We start from the raw sequence: 18,023 nt of genomic DNA on the forward strand, positions 1-18,023 counted from the left end.
CAGACTCCAGCCCATGCCCCGTAAAACCTGGCGCGCCGCGCTCGCCGCCTATGCCAGCCCCTCGACGCTCGTGCTGTTGCTGCTTGGTTTCGCCGCCGGCTTGCCCTACATGCTGGTGTTTTCGACGCTTTCAGTCTGGCTGCGCGAGGCCGGTGTTGCCCGCGAAACCATCGGCTATGCAAGCCTGATCGGCCTGGCCTACGCCTTTAAATGGGTCTGGTCCCCGCTGCTCGACCAATGGCGCCTGCCACTTCTGGGCAAGCTTGGTCGACGACGCTCCTGGCTGGTACTGGCCCAGGCACTCGTCATCCTTGGCCTGATCGGCATGGGATTCTGCGACCCGCAAAAGCACCTGTCCTGGTTGATCGCGATCGCCGTGGTCGTCGCCTTCGCCTCGGCGACGCAAGACATCGCCGTCGACGCTTATCGCCTGGAAATCGCCGACGAAACCCGCCAAGCCGCGCTGGCGGCCAGTTACATGGCCGGTTATCGGGTCGCGGCCCTGCTGGCGACGGCCGGCGCACTGTTCTTCGCCGAAGGCTTCGGCTCCACTGGCTTCAACTATAGGCATGCAGCGTGGACCGGCACCTACGTGCTGTTCGGCGTCTTGATGGTCCCGGCGCTGCTGACCACCCTGTTCATGCGCGAACCACCGGTGCCTCTGCGTACTCAATTACAGGCCGGGCGCTACAGCTTTGTGCACCAATTGGCGTCGGTGTTCGTGCTGATCGTGCTGCTGGTGTCCGTACCGGCCATGTTCACCCAGCTCTACAACACTGACTTCGCCAGCGTACTGTTCAACGGCGTCAGCGTACTGGACCTGCTGCTTGAAGACCGTGCGTTCCTGCGGGCGATTCTCTATATCACGCTTACCGGCCTGTGCTTGTCGGCCATGGGCCGCCGTGGCTTGGCCCCGGTGCTGACACCAGTCAATGACTTCATCCTGCGTTACCGCTGGCAAGCCCTGCTGCTGCTCGGACTGATCGCCACCTATCGGATGTCCGATACGGTCATGGGCGTGATGGCCAACGTGTTCTACATCGACCAGGGGTTCACCAAGGATCAGATTGCCAGCGTCAGCAAGATATTCGGCCTGATCATGACGCTGGTCGGTGCCGGCATGGGCGGCCTGCTGATCGTGCGCTTCGGCATCCTGCCTATCCTGTTCATTGGCGGCGTTGCATCGGCCGGTACCAACCTGCTGTTCCTGATGCTCACGGATATGGGTGCCAATCTGCAGATGCTGATTGTCACTATTTCACTGGATAACTTCAGCTCGGGGCTGGCGACTTCGGCATTTGTCGCTTACCTGTCGAGCCTGACCAATCTCAAGTTCTCCGCCACCCAGTACGCCCTGCTCAGCTCGATCATGCTCCTGCTGCCCCGCCTCATCGGCGGCTACTCAGGGGTCATGGTGGAAAAATTCGGCTATCACAACTTCTTCCTGATCACCGCCCTGCTGGGCGTTCCGACTCTCCTGTTGATCGCGCTGCACTGGTTCCAGGAAAACCGCCGCGCGGGTCCGACACCGACGCCGGAACCGGTGCAGTCCCAGGTCGCGGAAGAATCGTAGGCACTTAAGCCAGAAGTGTCGCAGAGGGCGGGCAGATTCTCGCCCTCTGCGACACTGCCGGCCGCACTCCTGTACGCCAGCTGATCTCGCCCGTACAATGTTCCGTCATTTCTCGTCATCAGCAACCGACAACGGCCAACCATGCGCACCAGTCAATTTTTGCTCGCCACACAGAAAGAAACGCCTTCCGACGCGGTCGTCATCAGCCATCAGCTGATGCTGCGCGCCGGCATGATCCGCAAACTCGCCTCGGGCCTGTACACCTGGCTGCCCATGGGCTTGCGAGTGATGCGCAAGGTTGAAGCCATCGTGCGTGAAGAAATGAACGCCGCCGGCTCTCTCGAAGTGTTGATGCCGAGCACTCAACCGGCTGAACTGTGGCAGGAATCCGGTCGCTGGGAAGAGTACGGCCCTGAATTGCTGCGCTTCAAGGATCGCCACGGTCGCGACTTCTGTGCCGGCCCGACTCACGAAGAAGTCATCACCGACCTGATGCGCAACGAGCTGAGCAGCTATAAACAGCTGCCGATCAACCTGTATCAGATCCAGACCAAATTCCGTGACGAAATCCGCCCACGCTTCGGTTTGATGCGCGGCCGCGAATTCATCATGAAGGACGCCTATTCGTTCCACGCTGATCAGCCTTCGCTGCAGATCACCTACGACCGCATGCACCAGGCGTACTGCAACGTGTTCACCCGTCTGGGCCTGAAGTTCCGCCCGGTTGAAGCCGACAACGGCTCGATCGGTGGTGCCGGCTCCCACGAGTTCCACGTGCTGGCCGAATCCGGCGAAGACGACATCGTCTTCAGCAACGGTTCCGACTACGCAGCGAACATCGAAAAGGCCGAAGCCGTGCCGCGCGAAACCTCTCGTGCCGCGCCTACCGAAGAACTGCGCCTGGTCGACACGCCGAACGCCAAGACCATTGCGCAACTGGTCGAAGGCTTCAATCTGCCGATCGAAAAAACCATCAAGACCTTGGTGGTGCACGCTGAAGAGAAAGGCAAACTGATTGCCCTGATCATTCGTGGCGATCACGAGCTGAACGAAATCAAGGCCGCCAACCAGCCTGGCGTTGCCAGCCCGCTGGTCATGGCTTCCGAAGCCGAACTGCGCGACGCCATTGGCGCCGGCGCCGGTTCTCTTGGCCCGTTGAACCTGCCACTGCCGATCATCATCGACCGTTCCGTCGAGCTGATGAGCGACTTCGGCATCGGTGCCAACATCGACGACAAGCACTACTTCGGCGTGAACTGGGAACGTGATCTGCCGGTTCCGACCGTTGCCGACCTGCGCAATGTCGTGGCCGGTGATCCGAGCCCTGACGGCAACGGCACCCTGGAAATCAAGCGCGGCATCGAAGTCGGGCACATCTTCCAGCTGGGCAACAAGTACAGCAAAGCGATGAAGTGCGAAGTGCTGGGTGAGAACGGCAAGCCGGTCACCCTGGAAATGGGCTGCTATGGCATTGGCGTATCTCGTGTAGTGGCGGCTGCCATCGAACAGAACAACGACGAGAACGGGATTATCTGGAGCGACGCTCTGGCTCCGTTCCAGGTTGCCCTGGTTCCGCTGCGCTACGAAACCGAACAGGTTCGTGAAGCCACCGACAAGCTTTACGCAGAACTGACTGCCGCCGGCTTCGACGTGCTGCTGGACGACCGCGACAAGAAAACCAGCCCGGGCATCAAGTTCGCGGACATGGAGCTGATCGGCATTCCACACCGGATCGTGGTCAGTGACCGCGGCCTCGCCGACGGCAATCTGGAATACAAGAGCCGCACAGAGGCCGAGGCGCAAGCGCTGCCGGTCGCTGACGTGCTGTCTTTCCTCCAGGCCCGTATCCGCCGCTGACACCAGATAGAGACGTCATGTTCAAGCGAAACACCTTAGGCCTCGGTGGCGCCGCCCTGTGCGGCGCCCTGCTGGTCAGCGGCTGTGCCAATCAGATGTCACAACGCAGCGAGCACGAGGAACGGGTCGAGCGCAAATTGCTCGACCACAGCCTGCAGATCGATGTCGGCGAGCCCAAGGTGCTTGAGCTGCCACAACGTCGGGTGAAAATCCACGAGCAGAAGACTTTCGAAGTCACCGAGTTCGAAGTCACGCGCCGCTATGATCGCTATACACCTTACCAACCCTGGAGGGAGGTCTATGAGATCCCGCTGGGCGCGGTGGCCGTGGTGGCCGGTGTCGGTGCGAACGTGGTCAACGTGTTCGCCCTTGGCAATCTGCCGGACAGTGTGACGAAGGACTGGCTCAGCTATGGTTTCGCCGGGCTCAACCCGTTCATGAACGCGCAGTCCCATGGCCGGGCGCAACAGAACCTGGCGGGTATCGACGAAGTCCAGCGCGACAAGCGCACGGAATACTCGAGCCTGCCGTGGAGCGAGCGCCCGGTGCAGGTCAAGGCGGGCAAGAACACCTTCGAACTGACCACCGACCGTAACGGCGTGTTGCGCCTGAACCTGCTGGACAGCCCGTTCGCCGAACATGAGCTCAATCATCTGGGCAAGCTGCAGATCAGTGTCGAGGACAACAAGGACGATGTGCATACCGACTCGTCCCTGGCGATCAGCAGCAACTTGCGCGGCAAGCTGCTCGAAGCGCATGGGTTGATTTACGACGACCTCGAAGACGACGAAGTGAGCCAGTGGGTATACCGGGTCAAACGCCTGTCGGAACTGGGTCTGGAAGAAGAAGCCAGTGAACTGGAACAGAGCCTGATCGAACTGACCCGCAACGATCCCGAGTTGCAGACCGAATTCCTCAAGTCATTGACCAAGGATGCCGGGCGACTGGTGGCGGATCCGGGGCCGAATTAAGGCCAAAAGCTTCGCGGGCAAGCCTCGCTCCTACAAGGATTACGCAATACCTGTAGGAGCGAGGCTTGCCCGCGAAGGCGTCATTGCATACACCACCGCACAAAAACCTGCCCCTACCGCTCAAACAACTCCATCTGCTCAAACCCGCCCCGCAAATCCTCCAGCCTCACCCCAACCCCCAACAACCGCACCGGTTTCCCACCACGGTTAAAGGCCTGGGTCAGCAGCAACTGATAACTCCCCAGATCCCGCCCGGCCCCGGCCTGCTCCAAAGTAGTCTGGGTAAAGTCATGAAATTTCACTTTGACGAACGGCTTGCCCGGGCGATAGCTGCTATCGATCCGTGCCATACGGCCATTCAGGGAGTCCAGCAACTCGGGCAATTTATCCAGACAACTCACCAGATCCGGCAGATCCGTGTCGTAGGTATTTTCGACGCTGATCGATTGCCGCCGACTGTCGTTATGCACCAACCGCTCATCGATCCCCCGGGCCAGGCTCCAGAGCCGCTCGCCGAAGCTGCCGAATTCGCGCACCAGCGCCAACTTGTCCCATTCGCGCAAATGCGAGCAATCGACGATGCCGAGCCTGCCGAGTTTGTCGGCGGTCACTTTGCCGACACCGTGCAGCTTGCTCACTGGCAAACCACTGACAAAGTCTTCCACCTGATCCGGCGTGATCACGAACAAACCGTTAGGCTTCTTCCAGTCACTGGCGATCTTGGCGAGAAACTTGTTCGGCGCCACGCCGGCCGACACGGTGATGTGCAACTGATTGGAGACACGGCGGCGAATGTCCTGGGCGATTCGCGTGGCGCTGCCGCCAAAATGCGCGCTGTCCGACACGTCGAGGTAGGCCTCATCCAGGGAAAGCGGCTCGATCAGGTCGGTGTAATCGCGAAAGATCGTATGAATTTCCTTCGATGCTTCTCGATAGGCCTCCATGCGCGGCTTGACGATGGTCAGGTCCGGACAGAGTTTCAAGGCATGTCCGGAAGACATGGCCGAGCGAACGCCATAAGCCCGCGCTTCATAGTTACAGGTGGCAATCACCCCACGCCGATCCGCCGAGCCGCCCACCGCCAATGGCTTACCGGCCAGGCGCGGGTCGTCACGCATCTCGATAGCGGCGTAGAAACAGTCACAATCGACGTGGATGATTTTTCGCTGCGTCATATAAAAGCAGTGTTCATGGCGAAGAAATGAGGTGTGGGTTGAGTCATATCGGCAGTATCTCACTGACACCTGTATATAGCACCAGTACTCTGAATGTTCTTTTTCCTTTGTAGGAAAAGCACCGGAGATTTATTTTCTCAATCGAAAGAGCCCCCTCAATAGAGCCACAACCCTTGCCCTGCCTGCCTTTCAGGCCGATCAGCAGCTCCTTGTTTCACCTAAGCGCTTGAACAGGAACAGGTTTTATCGAGATTGAAGGTTGACAGCCCTGCGATCCGCAGTAGAATGCCGACACACAGACGCGGGATGGAGCAGTCTGGTAGCTCGTCGGGCTCATAACCCGAAGGTCGTCGGTTCAAATCCGGCTCCCGCAACCAAACATCAAAAAAGGCTACTCGAAAGAGTGGCCTTTTTTGTGCGTGCCTGTTTTATAAAAAATCAGCGGTCTATGCCTTACCGCACAGAAACAAGAAATCGTTCTGATTCCGAAACTTAGGTCTCCCCTTCGACCATTCGCCGTCGTTTTAAACTTATTTGAGCCATACTGGGATTAACGGTTGACACTCCGGCGTTCGCCTGTAGAATGCCGCCACACAGACGCGGGATGGAGCAGTCTGGTAGCTCGTCGGGCTCATAACCCGAAGGTCGTCGGTTCAAATCCGGCTCCCGCAACCAAACATCAAAAAAGGCTACTCGAAAGAGTGGCCTTTTTTGTATCTGTTGAAAAAGTCCTTTCGCAACAATGATCTGTCACTGTGCAGTGAGCCGTTCGGGATCGCCGGACTGTGACTTCAGCCCAGGCTGAACCACAGGCAGAACCCTCTACGACTGATAACGCGCCATCGCCCACATCTGGTGAGAGGCGTTAATATTTGTGATTATTTTTTTCCACAGGGATTGGTAACTTGGCTGGATACCTCCATCCTGTCGCGCACAATCCAAGAGGTGATTGATGCGCGCCAACTCGTCTGATTCACAAGACACCGTCACAGCGACACAACCGATCAAAGCCGAGCGTTTACGCTTGCTTGATCGAATCAGCAAATACCGTCAGCCCATCGGGCTGGCAGTCACTTTGCTTTTGTTCGCCATTGCGCTGATTGCCTGTCGTCACCTGCTGAGCGAACTCGATCTGTACGCGCTGCACGACTCGATTCTGGAAGTGCCGAAACCGGCCTTGCTAGGTGCGCTCGGCGCGACCGTCATCGGCTTCATCATTCTGCTGGGTTACGAATGGTCGGCCAGCCGTTATGCCGGCGTGACGCTGGCGCCGCGAATATTGGCATTGGGCGGCTTCACCGCATTTGCCATTGGCAATGCCATCGGCCTGTCGCTGTTGTCAGGCGGCTCGGTTCGCTACCGTTTATATGCACGGCATGGTGTGGGGGCTTCGGAAGTCGCGCACATGACCTTGTTTGCCAGCCTCTCGCTCGGCTGCGCCCTGCCGCCCCTGGCCGCCCTCGCCACCCTCAGCAACCTGCCCGCCGCCTCCGTGGCCCTGGGTTTCTCCGAGACGTTGCTGGGTGCGATTGCAGTGGCCGTGCTGCTGCTCTCAACAGTACTGGCCATCGGCATCTATCGCCGTCGCTTGCCGGAACAGCCTTATCCCGACAACCTGCTGGTCAAGGTCGGTCGCCGCACCTTGCGCCTGCCGGGTCGCCGCCTGACGTTCCTGCAACTGGTCATTACCGCCCTGGACGTGGCCGCCGCCGCGACGGTGCTCTATCTGTTGCTACCGGAAGCACCGCCCTTTGGTGCCTTCCTGCTGGTTTATCTATTGGCCCTGGCCGCTGGCGTGCTCAGCCATGTACCGGGTGGTGTCGGGGTATTCGAAGCGATTTTACTCGCCGCCTTCGCCGACAAGCTCGGCGCCGCACCACTGGCCGCCGCCCTGCTGCTCTACCGTCTGATCTACGTGGTGTTGCCGCTGCTGGTGGCTTGCGTACTGCTGCTGATCAACGAAGGCCAGCGCCTGTTTCAAACGCGCCAGTCGTTGCGTGCTGCATCTGGCATGGCCGCACCGATTCTGGCGGTGCTGGTGTTCCTGTCCGGCGTGGTGCTGCTGTTTTCCGGCGTGACGCCGGAGATCGATACCCGCCTTGAACACATCGGTTTTCTGATACCACATCGACTGGTCGACGCTTCGCACTTCGGCGCCAGCCTGGTGGGCGTGCTCTGCCTGCTGCTGGCTCAGGGGCTGCGTCGCCGCCTGTCAGCCGCGTGGATGCTGACCACCATTCTGTTGTTGGTCGGCGCCCTGCTCTCACTGCTTAAAGGGTTCGACTGGGAAGAGGCTTGCCTGATGACCCTGACGGCGAGTTTGCTGGGGGTTTTCCGGCGCTCGTTCTATCGCCCCAGCCGCCTGACCGAAGTGCCGTTTTCGCCGCTGTATCTGGTGGCCAGCCTCTGCGTACTCGGCGCGTCGATCTGGTTGCTGCTGTTCGCCTATCAGGATGTTCCGTACAGCCATCAACTCTGGTGGCAGTTCACCCTCGACGCCGATGCCCCGCGAGGCTTGCGCTCGTTGCTTGGCGCCGCGGTCCTGCTGGTGGTGGTGTCCCTGACCTGGCTGCTGCGCACCGCGCGCCCGGTGATCCATCTGCCAACGCCCGATGAACTGGACCGCGCGGTAAAGATTCTCATGGCCTCAGCCCAACCGGATGGCGGCCTGGCCCTGACCGGTGACAAGGCGCTGCTGTTTCACCCCAACGACGAGGCGTTTCTGATGTACGCCCGCCGTGGCCGCAGCCTGGTGGCGTTGTATGACCCGATCGGCCCGTCCCAGCAACGGGCGGAAATGATCTGGCAGTTCCGCGACCTCTGCGATATCCACCACGCCCGCCCTGTGTTCTATCAAGTGCGCGCGGAGAATTTGCCGTACTACATGGACATCGGCCTGACCGCGATCAAGCTCGGCGAAGAAGCCCGGGTTGATCTCAAGCGTTTCGATCTCGAGGCCAAAGGCAAAGAGATGAAGGACCTGCGCTACACCTGGAACCGCGGCACCCGTGACGGCCTGTCACTGGAGATCCATGAGCCGGGGCAAGCGCCGATGGATGAGCTCAAGGTGATTTCGGACGCCTGGCTGACCGGCAAGAACGTGCGCGAGAAAGGCTTCTCGCTCGGGCGTTTCAGTGATGATTACCTCAAGCACTTCCGTGTCGCGGTGATTCGTTTCGAAGGGCGCCCGGTGGCGTTCGCCAACCTGCTCGAGACCTACGGCCATGAACTGGCCAGCCTCGACCTGATGCGCGCGCACCCCGACGCCCCCAAGCTGACCATGGAGTTCATGATGGTCGGCCTGATTCAACATTATAAAAATCATGGATACGCGCGCTTCAGCCTGGGCATGGTGCCGTTGTCGGGGTTGCAACCCCGGCGCGGCGCACCACTGACCCAGCGCTTGGGCTCGATGGTATTCCGCCGTGGTGAGCAGCTGTACAACTTCCAAGGTTTGCGCCGCTTCAAAGACAAGTTCCAGCCCGACTGGGAACCCCGTTATATGGCCGTGCCCGCCGGACTCGATCCGCTGGTTGCCCTGGCCGACACTGCCGCCCTGATAGCAGGCGGCTTGACTGGATTGGTGAAACGCTGATGATTCAACGCTCCCTGCGGTACGTACTGGCCACACTGGTAGTGCTGGCCCTGATGGTCGGTGGCGGTTACTGGTACCTGAAACGCCCGGCGCCAGAACCGACCCTCGAACTGCTGGCGCCGGCCGATGGCGCCGCGATGACCCGCGTCATCCCCGGCAACACGCCGCGCGCCCAGGTGCTGGTGGCGGTCAATGAAGAGCAGAAGCTCAGCGACAAACAATTGCTGACCCTGAGCCGCAGCGGCTCGGCGCAGATCGTCCAGGTGATCCTGCCCAAGGACTGCATCCTGCAAGGTCGCGCCCTGCAAGCCGGCCTCAGGCAACTCAAAGGCCCGGCAACCCTGGTCAGCGGCATCGGCCCTGGCGCCGTGCTGGCGTGGCGCTGGCTGGCCGAACAGAAGGACGACAAGGCCCAGGCCATTTCGGTTGACCTGGCCCTGGAAAAACCCGGCTGCACGCACCTGCTGCCAAAAATTGCCGCTCACGGTCACTGGCTGGTGGCCTGGAACGACAACCCGGACGATACCAGCGCCGGCTTCGTGCGTGACCAGCCCAACGCCGAAACCAGCATCAGCGACTACGACATCAACCTGCCGCAAGTGCTGAACAACGAACTGCGCAAAATCCTCGTCGGCGGCGATAAAGCTGCTGGTGGCCTGCAGATCCCGGTGGTCGAAGTCCCGGCCGGTCAAGCCAAGGACACCGTCACCCTGTTCCTTTCCGGCGACGGCGGCTGGCGCGACCTGGACCGTGATGTAGCCGGCGAAATGGCCAAGATCGGCTACCCGGTGGTCGGCATCGACACCCTGCGCTACTACTGGCAGCACAAGAGCCCTGAGCAAAGCGCGTTGGACCTGACCGAACTGATGCAGCACTACCGGCAGAAATGGGGCACCAAGCGCTTCATCCTGACCGGTTACTCATTCGGCGCCGACGTACTGCCCGCCATCTACAACCGCCTGCCGGAAGCGGAGCAGCAGCGGGTCGACGCAATCATCCTGCTGGCCTTCGCCCGCACCGGCAGCTTCGAAATCGAAGTCGAAGGCTGGCTCGGCAACGCCGGCAAAGAAGCCGCCACCGGCCCGGAAATGGCCAAGCTGCCCGCCGCAAAAGTGGTGTGCATCTACGGTGAAGAAGAAGTCGATGAGAGCGGCTGCACCGACAAGACCGCCGTGGGCGAAGCGATGAAACTGCCTGGCGGCCACCACTTCGACGAGAACTACCCGGCTTTGGCACAGCGGTTGGTGGATGCTATCGAGAAGCGTCAAGCCAAAGAGACGGCCGCTCAAGAGTGATCTGAGCCGCGCTCACAAAAAAGCCCCCGCAGCCCTAAGGTGAGGGGGCTTTTCATATTTACCTGCTCAACTACACACCATAGATCCCTGTGGGAGCGGGCTTGCCCGCGATAGCGGTATGTCTGTCACATCAATATCGGATCTGCCGCCGCCATCGCGGGCAAGCCCGCTCCCACAGGATCTGCGCTGCACTCAGATAAATGGCTACAAAGAAGCCCACGCTGCCGCAAGGCGGCAGGGCTTTTTAATTAGAGACGGCGCTCTGCCGCGTCGTAAACCTCTTCATCACGTCGCGCACCGACGGCGACGATCAAAACCTGGATCGCCTGTCCATCGACTCGATAAACAATCCGCGTGTCACCTGTGCGGATCCGTCTGCAACCTGCAAGACTGGCTCTTAGGGGCTTGCCGCTCTTGTCCGGCTCGCCGTTGATAATCCGCTCTTCGATAACATCAAGAATGCGATTCGCCGCCACAGCTCCCAGCAGATCCAGATCCTTCTGAACCTGCGGATGATAGATAACGCCCCAAACCATCCACAGCTCCTTTAGTCTTTCCTGGCGTACCGCGCCCGCATATCGTCGTGGCTGACGGCCTTGGCCTGATCAAAACCTATCAATCGTTCCCGAGCCGCTGCTTCAACCCGAAGGTCCTCAAGCTCGTCGAGCATTTCCTGATACGCATCGACATTGATAATGACCGCTGCCGGCTGATTGTCTTTGAAAATGACCAGCCGCTCAGTGGCTCGGCTGGAAATCTCTTTTAGCCTCGCGCTGAACCCCCTGACCATTGCCGTCACCGAAATCGCTTGGTCAGCACGCTCCAGTAATGCCGTCATACTCACCTCTCTACACACTCATGCAAATTTGAACACACAGTTCTACGCAGAGTATCGCGTCGAATTCCACATACAGCAAGCTGCAAAAAACGCGAATCTACCAACCTGCGTTTTTCCATGTCTACAAAAAATGAGCCGAACGACTTGTGAATTCTTTCGCCACGTTTAGTTTCGTTTACTTAAGGTTTCGCAATATCAGATGACGTCCGCAGACCTTGTAGGCAAACTCCGAATCGTCCTTTTTGGGCACTTTGCCGCCTTGTTGCGTTTTTCTTCGACGGGATACTCTCCGGACGTCGCTGACCATTCAGCGATCGGGCTTGGAAACCCGTCGAGTTAAGTGCAACAGCGCCCCCCATCAGTACGGCAGCGGTTTTTACAGCTGCGATCCTGTTATGGCGGCTGTGCGTGGGACGCCTTCGGGCGTGCCGGTTCCTTAGCTCCCGGTTTTCCAACCTGCGCACAGCTGCCACCCATTCGCTTGGAAACGAACGTGGCCGCTCCCTCGGGTTAAGGAGTTAGACATGAGCAAAACAGATTCGCCCGCCCCCTCAGAACTGAAAACCATCGGCTTCACGCCACTCATCTACTGCTCCGATCAGGCGTTGTTCAACGTCCGCGCCGGTGTCCCCATCGTTGATGCCTTGTCGCAAGCCTCCGACCTGCTGTTCCTCGCCAAATCGTTTGCCGAGGATGCGGCCTACATAAAAGACACCGACCGCCACGCCTGGGCCGCGCATTATTTGACGGCTATGTCCAAGGCCGTGATTGATGATGTGGTGAAGGTACTGACCCCGCGACCTGCCCGGACGAAGGCTGAATCTGAAGAAGAGCTGCCTGGAAGCCAGTAAAGGCTCAAATCCCCTGTGGGAGCGGGCTTGCCCGCGATGACGGTGGCAGATCCGGCATTGATGTGACAGACATACAGCTATCGCGGGCAAGCCCGCTCCCACAGGGATTTTCGTAGGTTCGGATCAAGTGCCAGACACAAAAAAGCCCCCGCTACCTTCATGGCAACGGGGGCTTTTCGTTGTGGCTTACATCTCGACTTGCGTACCCAACTCAATCACCCGGTTCAACGGCAAATTGAAGAACCGCAAATTGCCATTGGCATTCTTCAACATGAAGGCGAACAACGCCTCGCGCCAGCGGGCCATGCCTTCGAGTTTGGAGGCAATAACCGTCTCGCGGCTGAGGAAGTAGGTAGTGCGCATCGGGCTGAAATTCAGGTCATCCAGATGGCACAGTTTCAAGGCCTCAGGCACGTCCGGCTCGTCGGTGAAGCCGAAGTGCAGGATCACCCGGAAGAACCCTTCGCCGTAGGAATCGACCGCGAAACGCCGTTGCGGCGGGACGCGCGGGATGTCTTCGTACACCACTGTCAGCAACACTACTTGTTCGTGCAGCACCTGGTTATGCAGCAGGTTATGCAACAGCGCGTGAGGCACGGCGTCCGGACGGGCGGAGAGGAACACCGCCGTGCCCTGGACCCGATGCGGCGGTTGCACGCGGATGCTGCTGATGAAGATCGGCAGCGGCAACCCGCCCTCGTCCATTCGCTCCACCAGCAGTTGCTTGCCGCGTTTCCAAGTGGTCATCAACACGAACAGCACGATACCGGCAATCACCGGGAACGCACCGCCCTGAATGATTTTCGGCACGTTGGCGGCGAAGTACAGACCGTCTACCAACAGGAAACCCAGCAACACCGGAACAGCGAGGATCGGTGGCCACTTCCACAGCAGCAGCATCACCGCCGACACCAGGACGGTGGTCATCAGCATCGTGCCCGTCACCGCCACGCCGTAGGCCGAAGCCAACGCGCCGGAGGACTCGAAGCCCAGCACCAATAGAATTACGCCAACCATCAATGCCCAATTCACCGCGCCGATATAGATCTGGCCTTGCTCGGCACTGGACGTGTGCTGGATGTGCATGCGCGGAATGTAGCCGAGCTGGATCGCCTGACGAGTCAGGGAGAACGCACCAGAAATCACCGCCTGAGAGGCAATTACCGTGGCCAGGGTCGACAACCCCACCAACGGAATCAGCGCCCAGCTCGGTGCCAACAAGTAGAACGGGTTACGGGCGGCTTCCGGATCACCGAGCAGCAACGCACCCTGACCGAAGTAGTTCAGCACCAGGGCCGGCAGCACCAGAATGAACCAGGCCCGGGCGATCGGCTTGCGGCCGAAGTGGCCCATGTCGGCGTATAACGCCTCGGCACCGGTCAATGCCAGCACCACAGCGCCAAGAATCGCGATCCCCATGCCCGGGTGGACCATGAAGAAGCGCACGCCCCACACCGGATTCATCGCCTGCAACACTTCCGGATGCTGACTGATGCCATACACGCCCAGCGCGCCCAGCACCAGAAACCAGGTGACCATGATCGGCCCGAACAGAATGCCGATCCGCGCCGTACCGTGACGCTGAATCAGGAACAATGCCACCAGCACGATCAACGACAGCGGCACCACCCAATGGTCGATGCCCTCGAATGCCAGCCCAAGGCCTTCAATCGCCGAGAGAACGGAAATCGCCGGGGTGATCATGCTGTCGCCATAGAACAGCGCCGCGCCGATCAGCCCGCAGACTACCAGCAGCGTGCGCAATTTTGCATGTCCCCCCGCCGCTCGTCGCGCCAGCGCGGTCAAGGCCATGATCCCGCCTTCGCCCTGGTTGTCGGCACGCAGCACAAACATCATGTATTTGATGGAGACGACCCAGATCAGCGACCAGAAGATCAGCGCCAGAATGCCCAGCACGCCGTCATGGTTGACCGGCACGCCATAGCCACCGGAAAACACTTCTTTGAGGGTGTACAGCGGACTCGTGCCGATATCGCCATAAACCACCCCGACTGCTGCGACCAGCATGCCGATCGGCTTCGCCGCCGAATGCTCGCTGACCGCCACCTGACTACTTGCCTGCCCCATCCAAAAACTCCTACTGCTCAGACTCGGACTTCTTATAAGAAGCACTATGCTTTGTGGCGCAGCATGCGCTGTTTTACGTGTTGTTACAGACGTTTTATTGACTGTAGAAAATCGGTAAAGCGTAAAGGCGCGAAGCATAGCGCAGCACTCGTCGCATTTCCCTGCATAAAGCTGGTCAAGTGCGCCTCTCATCGCTAGAATTGCGCACTTTTTGACCAGAGACGCAACATAGCGTCCGTCTGTCGCCTTGCCGACTTCGGCTGGAGGCGTCCCAAATACCGAGGTTAGACATGTCCACCACTCCTGCGCCGGCCAATCCAAAGGTTGGCTTCGTATCCCTGGGTTGCCCGAAAGCACTGGTCGACTCCGAGCGCATCCTTACCCAGCTGCGCATGGAAGGCTATGACGTTGTGTCCACCTATCAGGACGCCGATGTCGTGGTGGTCAACACCTGCGGCTTCATCGACTCGGCCAAGGCGGAGTCCCTGGAAGTGATCGGCGAAGCCATCAAGGAAAACGGCAAGGTCATCGTGACCGGCTGCATGGGCGTCGAAGAAGGCAACATTCGCAACGTACACCCAAGCGTGCTGGCCGTGACCGGTCCGCAGCAGTACGAGCAAGTGGTCAACGCCGTGCACGACGCCGTGCCGCCGCGTCAGGATCACAACCCGCTGATTGACCTGGTGCCGCCGCAAGGCATTAAGCTGACCCCGCGCCACTACGCCTATCTGAAGATTTCCGAAGGCTGCAACCACAGCTGCAGCTTCTGCATCATCCCGTCGATGCGCGGCAAACTGGTCAGCCGCCCGGTCGGTGACGTGCTCGACGAGGCTCAGCGCCTGGTCAAGGCCGGCGTCAAAGAGCTGTTGGTGATTTCCCAGGACACCAGCGCCTACGGCGTCGACGTGAAATACCGCACCGGCTTCTGGAACGGCGCGCCGGTGAAAACCCGCATGACCGAACTCTGCGAAGCCCTCAGCACCCTCGGTGTCTGGGTGCGCCTGCACTACGTGTACCCGTACCCACACGTCGACGAGCTGATCCCGCTGATGGCCGCCGGGAAAATCCTGCCGTACCTGGACATCCCGTTCCAGCACGCCAGCCCGAAAGTCCTCAAAGCCATGAAACGCCCGGCCTTCGAAGACAAAACCCTGGCGCGGATCAAGAACTGGCGCGAAATCTGCCCGGACCTGATCATCCGTTCGACCTTCATCGTCGGCTTCCCTGGCGAAACCGAAGAAGACTTCCAGTACCTGCTGAACTGGCTGACCGAAGCCCAGCTGGACCGCGTTGGTTGCTTCCAGTACTCGCCGGTCGAAGGTGCACCGGCCAATCTGCTGGACGCGGCCATTGTGCCGGACGACGTCAAGCAAGACCGTTGGGACCGCTTTATGGCGCACCAGCAGGCCATCAGCTCGGCGCGCCTGCAAATGCGCATCGGCCGTGAAATCGAAGTGCTGGTCGATGAAGTCGACGAGCAAGGTGCGGTCGGCCGTTGCTTCTTCGATGCCCCGGAAATCGACGGCAACGTCTTCATCGACAACGGCAGCAACTTGAAGCCAGGCGACAAAGTCTGGTGCAAAGTGACCGACGCCGACGAATACGACCTGTGGGCTGAACAGATCTAAACGCAAAAAATACAAAAAGCCCCGCTCTCTTGACGAGATGCGGGGCTTTTTTACGTCTATCGTTTTGTGAGAGAAGAACTCGCGTCATCCACGCAACAGAGGCCAGCGGGCATGCGCCAACACTCGGTCATTCACACACCGAAACAGAGCGACTACGAAGAACTCACCCAAGTGTGGGAAGCCTCGGTGCGCGCCACCCATGACTTTCTGCCCGACAGCTACATCGACCTGCTGAAGAATCTGGTGCTGACCCGCTACCTCGACGCGGTGATGCTGATCTGTACCAAAGACTCACGCCAGCGCATCACCGGGTTCGCCGGCGTGGCGGCGGGCAAGATCGAAATGCTCTTCATCGACCCGGCGCATCGCGGCAAAGGCCTGGGCAAGCAATTGCTGCGCTATGCCCTGGAACACCTGAACGCCGATGAGCTGGACGTCAATGAGCAGAATCCGCAGGCCTTGGGATTCTACTTCAAGCAGGGTTTTGAGGTGATCGGTCGCTCCGAGCACGACGGTATGGGTCAGCCGTATCCGTTGCTGCACATGCGCTTACGCCAAAACCAGCAACACTCGCAGCACGGCTGACACAACACAGAACAAAATGTGGGAGCGGGCTTGCTCGCGAATACGGTGTGTCATTCAACAGATAATTTGACTGATCTACCGCCTTCGCGAGCAAGCCCGCTCCCACAAAAAGCCGTACAGCGCAAATGGAGCCGGGATTAACCGGCGCCCAGCAGGTACAATGCCCACCCCTTTTTTGTTACGGCCCTGTCATGACTGACCCGATTCGTCTCTCCAAACGCCTCATCGAACTCGTCGGCTGTTCCCGTCGGGAGGCTGAGCTGTTCATCGAGGGCGGCTGGGTCACCGTGGACGGCGAGGTCATCGACGAGCCGCAGTTCAAGGTCGACACCCAAAAAGTCGAGCTCGATCCCGAAGCCAAGGCAACCGCGCCGGAGCCGGTGACCATCCTGTTCAACGTCCCTGCGGGCATGAACGCGGAAACGGCCATGGCGACCATCAGCGCCGAGACCCTGAGCGAAGAACACCGCTACGGCAAACGCCCGCTCAAGGGCCACTTCCTGCGCCTGACCGCCAGCACCGATCTGCAGGCCAATGCCAGCGGTCTGCTGGTGTTCACACAGGACTGGAAGATCCTGCGCAAACTCACTGCCGACTCCGCCAAAATCGAGCAGGAATACGTGGTGGAGGTTGAAGGCGACATGGTGGCTCACGGCCTCAACCGCCTGAACCATGGCCTGACCTACAAGGGCAAGGAATTGCCGCCGGTCAAAGCCAGCTGGCAGAACGAAAACCGCCTGCGCTTTGCGATGAAGAACCCACAACCGGGCGTGATCGCCCTGTTCTGCCAGGCCGTCGGCCTGAAGGTCGTCGCCATCCGCCGCATCCGCATCGGCGGCGTGTCCATCGGCAAAGTGCCGTTGGGGCAATGGCGCTACCTGTCCGGCAAAGAGAAGTTCTAAGACTTTTCACGCCGCCCTACATTTCGGCGCCGCGGCTTATGCGACGCCCACTGCTGAATATCAGGATTGCACACCATGATTCATAACGACGTACTGCGCAGCGTGCGCTACATGCTCGACATCAGCGACAAGAAAGTCATCGAGATCATCAAGCTCGGCGGCATGGACGTGTCCATGGAAGACCTGCTGACGTACCTCGACAAGAAAGAGGAAGACGAGGAAGGCTTCGTACGCTGCCCGGACGAAGTCATGGCGCATTTCCTAGATGGCCTGGTGATCTTCAAGCGCGGCAAGGACGAAAGCCGTCCGCCGCAGCCGATCGAAGTGCCGGTGACCAACAACATCATCCTGAAGAAACTGCGTGTGGCCTTCGAACTGAAGGAAGACGACATGCACGCGATCCTCAAGGCGGCCGAGTTCCCGGTGTCCAAGCCTGAGCTGAGCGCGTTGTTCCGCAAGTTCGGCCACACCAACTACCGCACCTGCGGCGACCAGTTGCTGCGTAACTTCCTCAAGGGCCTGACCCTGCGCGTTCGCCCGCAGTAAATCGCCCACGAACCTGTAGGAGCACAGCTTGCTGGCGAAGGCGATCTTCAAAACGCCATCGCCAGCAAGCCGTGCTCCTACAGGGCTGTATAGACCCCCATTCCTCGCAAAAATAGTGG

14 protein-coding genes and 2 tRNA genes are annotated in these 18,023 nt (G+C 59.6%); 12 read left to right on the forward strand and 4 right to left on the reverse strand.

Features of this window, described 5'->3' with window-relative positions; all coding sequences use genetic code 11:
• The first annotated feature begins 13 nt into the window (after window positions 1-13).
• The 3 genes from KW837_RS20940 to KW837_RS20950 all read left to right on the forward strand — a co-directional run bounded on the left by KW837_RS20940 (window position 14) and on the right by KW837_RS20950 (window position 4,401).
• The gene (locus KW837_RS20940) at window positions 14-1,573 is read left to right on the forward strand and encodes an AmpG family muropeptide MFS transporter (protein WP_218398373.1); all 1,560 of its coding nucleotides are present in this window, start codon (window positions 14-16) and stop codon (window positions 1,571-1,573) included.
• 141 nt (window positions 1,574-1,714) lie between these two features.
• Entirely contained in the window at window positions 1,715-3,430 is a 1,716-nt protein-coding gene (locus tag KW837_RS20945; RefSeq protein WP_218398376.1) for a proline--tRNA ligase, read from the forward strand.
• Between the two features lie 17 nt (window positions 3,431-3,447).
• Complete coding sequence (locus tag KW837_RS20950) at window positions 3,448-4,401, forward strand: hypothetical protein (protein WP_218398380.1); 954 nt, start codon at window positions 3,448-3,450, stop codon at window positions 4,399-4,401.
• Window positions 4,402-4,514: 113 nt separating this feature from the next.
• Here the strand turns inward: KW837_RS20950 and dinB are convergent, their stop codons facing one another.
• Complete coding sequence (dinB, locus tag KW837_RS20955; protein ID WP_123499332.1) at window positions 4,515-5,576, reverse strand: DNA polymerase IV; 1,062 nt, start codon at window positions 5,574-5,576, stop codon at window positions 4,515-4,517.
• 300 nt (window positions 5,577-5,876) lie between these two features.
• On the opposite strand from dinB, the gene KW837_RS20960 reads away from it, so the two are divergent.
• The 4 genes from KW837_RS20960 (at window position 5,877) to KW837_RS20975 (ending at window position 10,466) form a co-directional block, all read left to right on the forward strand.
• Window positions 5,877-5,953 (forward strand) — tRNA-Met (locus KW837_RS20960).
• Between the two features lie 221 nt (window positions 5,954-6,174).
• Window positions 6,175-6,251: transfer RNA gene (locus KW837_RS20965), tRNA-Met, on the forward strand.
• Window positions 6,252-6,528: 277 nt separating this feature from the next.
• Complete coding sequence (mprF, locus tag KW837_RS20970; RefSeq protein WP_218398382.1) at window positions 6,529-9,171, forward strand: bifunctional lysylphosphatidylglycerol flippase/synthetase MprF; 2,643 nt, start codon at window positions 6,529-6,531, stop codon at window positions 9,169-9,171.
• The gene (locus KW837_RS20975; RefSeq protein WP_218398384.1) at window positions 9,171-10,466 is read left to right on the forward strand and encodes a virulence factor family protein; all 1,296 of its coding nucleotides are present in this window, start codon (window positions 9,171-9,173) and stop codon (window positions 10,464-10,466) included. Before mprF ends, KW837_RS20975 begins: the two co-directional genes overlap by 1 nt.
• 248 nt (window positions 10,467-10,714) lie before the next feature.
• Here the strand turns inward: KW837_RS20975 and KW837_RS20980 are convergent, their stop codons facing one another.
• Both KW837_RS20980 and KW837_RS20985 read right to left on the reverse strand, forming a co-directional pair.
• Complete coding sequence (locus KW837_RS20980; protein ID WP_218398386.1) at window positions 10,715-11,002, reverse strand: type II toxin-antitoxin system RelE/ParE family toxin; 288 nt, start codon at window positions 11,000-11,002, stop codon at window positions 10,715-10,717.
• A gap of 11 nt (window positions 11,003-11,013) precedes the next feature.
• Window positions 11,014-11,304: a Phd-YefM gene (locus KW837_RS20985; protein WP_007904631.1), complete on the reverse strand. Its 291-nt coding sequence runs from the start codon at window positions 11,302-11,304 to the stop codon at window positions 11,014-11,016.
• 524 nt (window positions 11,305-11,828) lie between these two features.
• Here KW837_RS20985 and KW837_RS20990 point away from each other — a divergent pair.
• The gene (locus KW837_RS20990; RefSeq protein WP_218398388.1) at window positions 11,829-12,155 is read left to right on the forward strand and encodes a DUF3077 domain-containing protein; all 327 of its coding nucleotides are present in this window, start codon (window positions 11,829-11,831) and stop codon (window positions 12,153-12,155) included.
• A 186-nt stretch (window positions 12,156-12,341) separates the two neighbouring features.
• On the opposite strand, the gene KW837_RS20995 is transcribed toward KW837_RS20990, so the two are convergent.
• Window positions 12,342-14,243: a potassium transporter Kup gene (locus tag KW837_RS20995; protein ID WP_218398390.1), complete on the reverse strand. Its 1,902-nt coding sequence runs from the start codon at window positions 14,241-14,243 to the stop codon at window positions 12,342-12,344.
• Window positions 14,244-14,533: 290 nt separating this feature from the next.
• Between KW837_RS20995 and rimO the strand changes: the two genes are divergently transcribed.
• From rimO to KW837_RS21015, 4 genes are all read left to right on the forward strand, one after another.
• Window positions 14,534-15,871, forward strand: coding sequence for a 30S ribosomal protein S12 methylthiotransferase RimO (gene rimO, locus KW837_RS21000; protein WP_123499342.1), 1,338 nt, complete (start codon window positions 14,534-14,536; stop codon window positions 15,869-15,871).
• Window positions 15,872-15,982: 111 nt separating this feature from the next.
• Window positions 15,983-16,456 carry a GNAT family N-acetyltransferase gene (locus KW837_RS21005; RefSeq protein ID WP_192344253.1) on the forward strand — a complete coding sequence of 158 codons (474 nt, stop codon included), beginning with the start codon at window positions 15,983-15,985 and terminating at the stop codon, window positions 16,454-16,456.
• Window positions 16,457-16,647: 191 nt separating this feature from the next.
• A complete protein-coding gene (locus KW837_RS21010) occupies window positions 16,648-17,358 on the forward strand; it encodes an rRNA pseudouridine synthase (protein ID WP_218398392.1) in 711 nt (236 codons plus the stop codon).
• 75 nt (window positions 17,359-17,433) lie between these two features.
• Entirely contained in the window at window positions 17,434-17,904 is a 471-nt protein-coding gene (locus tag KW837_RS21015; protein ID WP_008010137.1) for a DUF1456 family protein, read from the forward strand.
• Window positions 17,905-18,023 lie beyond the last annotated feature (119 nt).

This window comes from Pseudomonas sp. PDM24 (assembly GCF_019218905.1).
Lineage (GTDB): Bacteria > Pseudomonadota > Gammaproteobacteria > Pseudomonadales > Pseudomonadaceae > Aquipseudomonas.

Coding starts and splice junctions, on each gene's coding strand:
- mprF (WP_218398382.1), top strand. CDS start 6,529: ATGCGCGCCAACTCGTCTGATTCACAAGACACCGTCACAGCGACACAA.
- KW837_RS21010 (WP_218398392.1), top strand. CDS start 16,648: ATGACTGACCCGATTCGTCTCTCCAAACGCCTCATCGAACTCGTCGGC.
- KW837_RS20995 (WP_218398390.1), bottom strand. CDS start 14,243: ATGGGGCAGGCAAGTAGTCAGGTGGCGGTCAGCGAGCATTCGGCGGCG.
- KW837_RS20985 (WP_007904631.1), bottom strand. CDS start 11,304: ATGACGGCATTACTGGAGCGTGCTGACCAAGCGATTTCGGTGACGGCA.
- KW837_RS21005 (WP_192344253.1), top strand. CDS start 15,983: ATGCGCCAACACTCGGTCATTCACACACCGAAACAGAGCGACTACGAA.
- KW837_RS20990 (WP_218398388.1), top strand. CDS start 11,829: ATGAGCAAAACAGATTCGCCCGCCCCCTCAGAACTGAAAACCATCGGC.
- KW837_RS20950 (WP_218398380.1), top strand. CDS start 3,448: ATGTTCAAGCGAAACACCTTAGGCCTCGGTGGCGCCGCCCTGTGCGGC.
- rimO (WP_123499342.1), top strand. CDS start 14,534: ATGTCCACCACTCCTGCGCCGGCCAATCCAAAGGTTGGCTTCGTATCC.
- KW837_RS20940 (WP_218398373.1), top strand. CDS start 14: ATGCCCCGTAAAACCTGGCGCGCCGCGCTCGCCGCCTATGCCAGCCCC.
- KW837_RS20975 (WP_218398384.1), top strand. CDS start 9,171: ATGATTCAACGCTCCCTGCGGTACGTACTGGCCACACTGGTAGTGCTG.
- KW837_RS21015 (WP_008010137.1), top strand. CDS start 17,434: ATGATTCATAACGACGTACTGCGCAGCGTGCGCTACATGCTCGACATC.
- KW837_RS20980 (WP_218398386.1), bottom strand. CDS start 11,002: ATGGTTTGGGGCGTTATCTATCATCCGCAGGTTCAGAAGGATCTGGAT.
- dinB (WP_123499332.1), bottom strand. CDS start 5,576: ATGACGCAGCGAAAAATCATCCACGTCGATTGTGACTGTTTCTACGCC.
- KW837_RS20945 (WP_218398376.1), top strand. CDS start 1,715: ATGCGCACCAGTCAATTTTTGCTCGCCACACAGAAAGAAACGCCTTCC.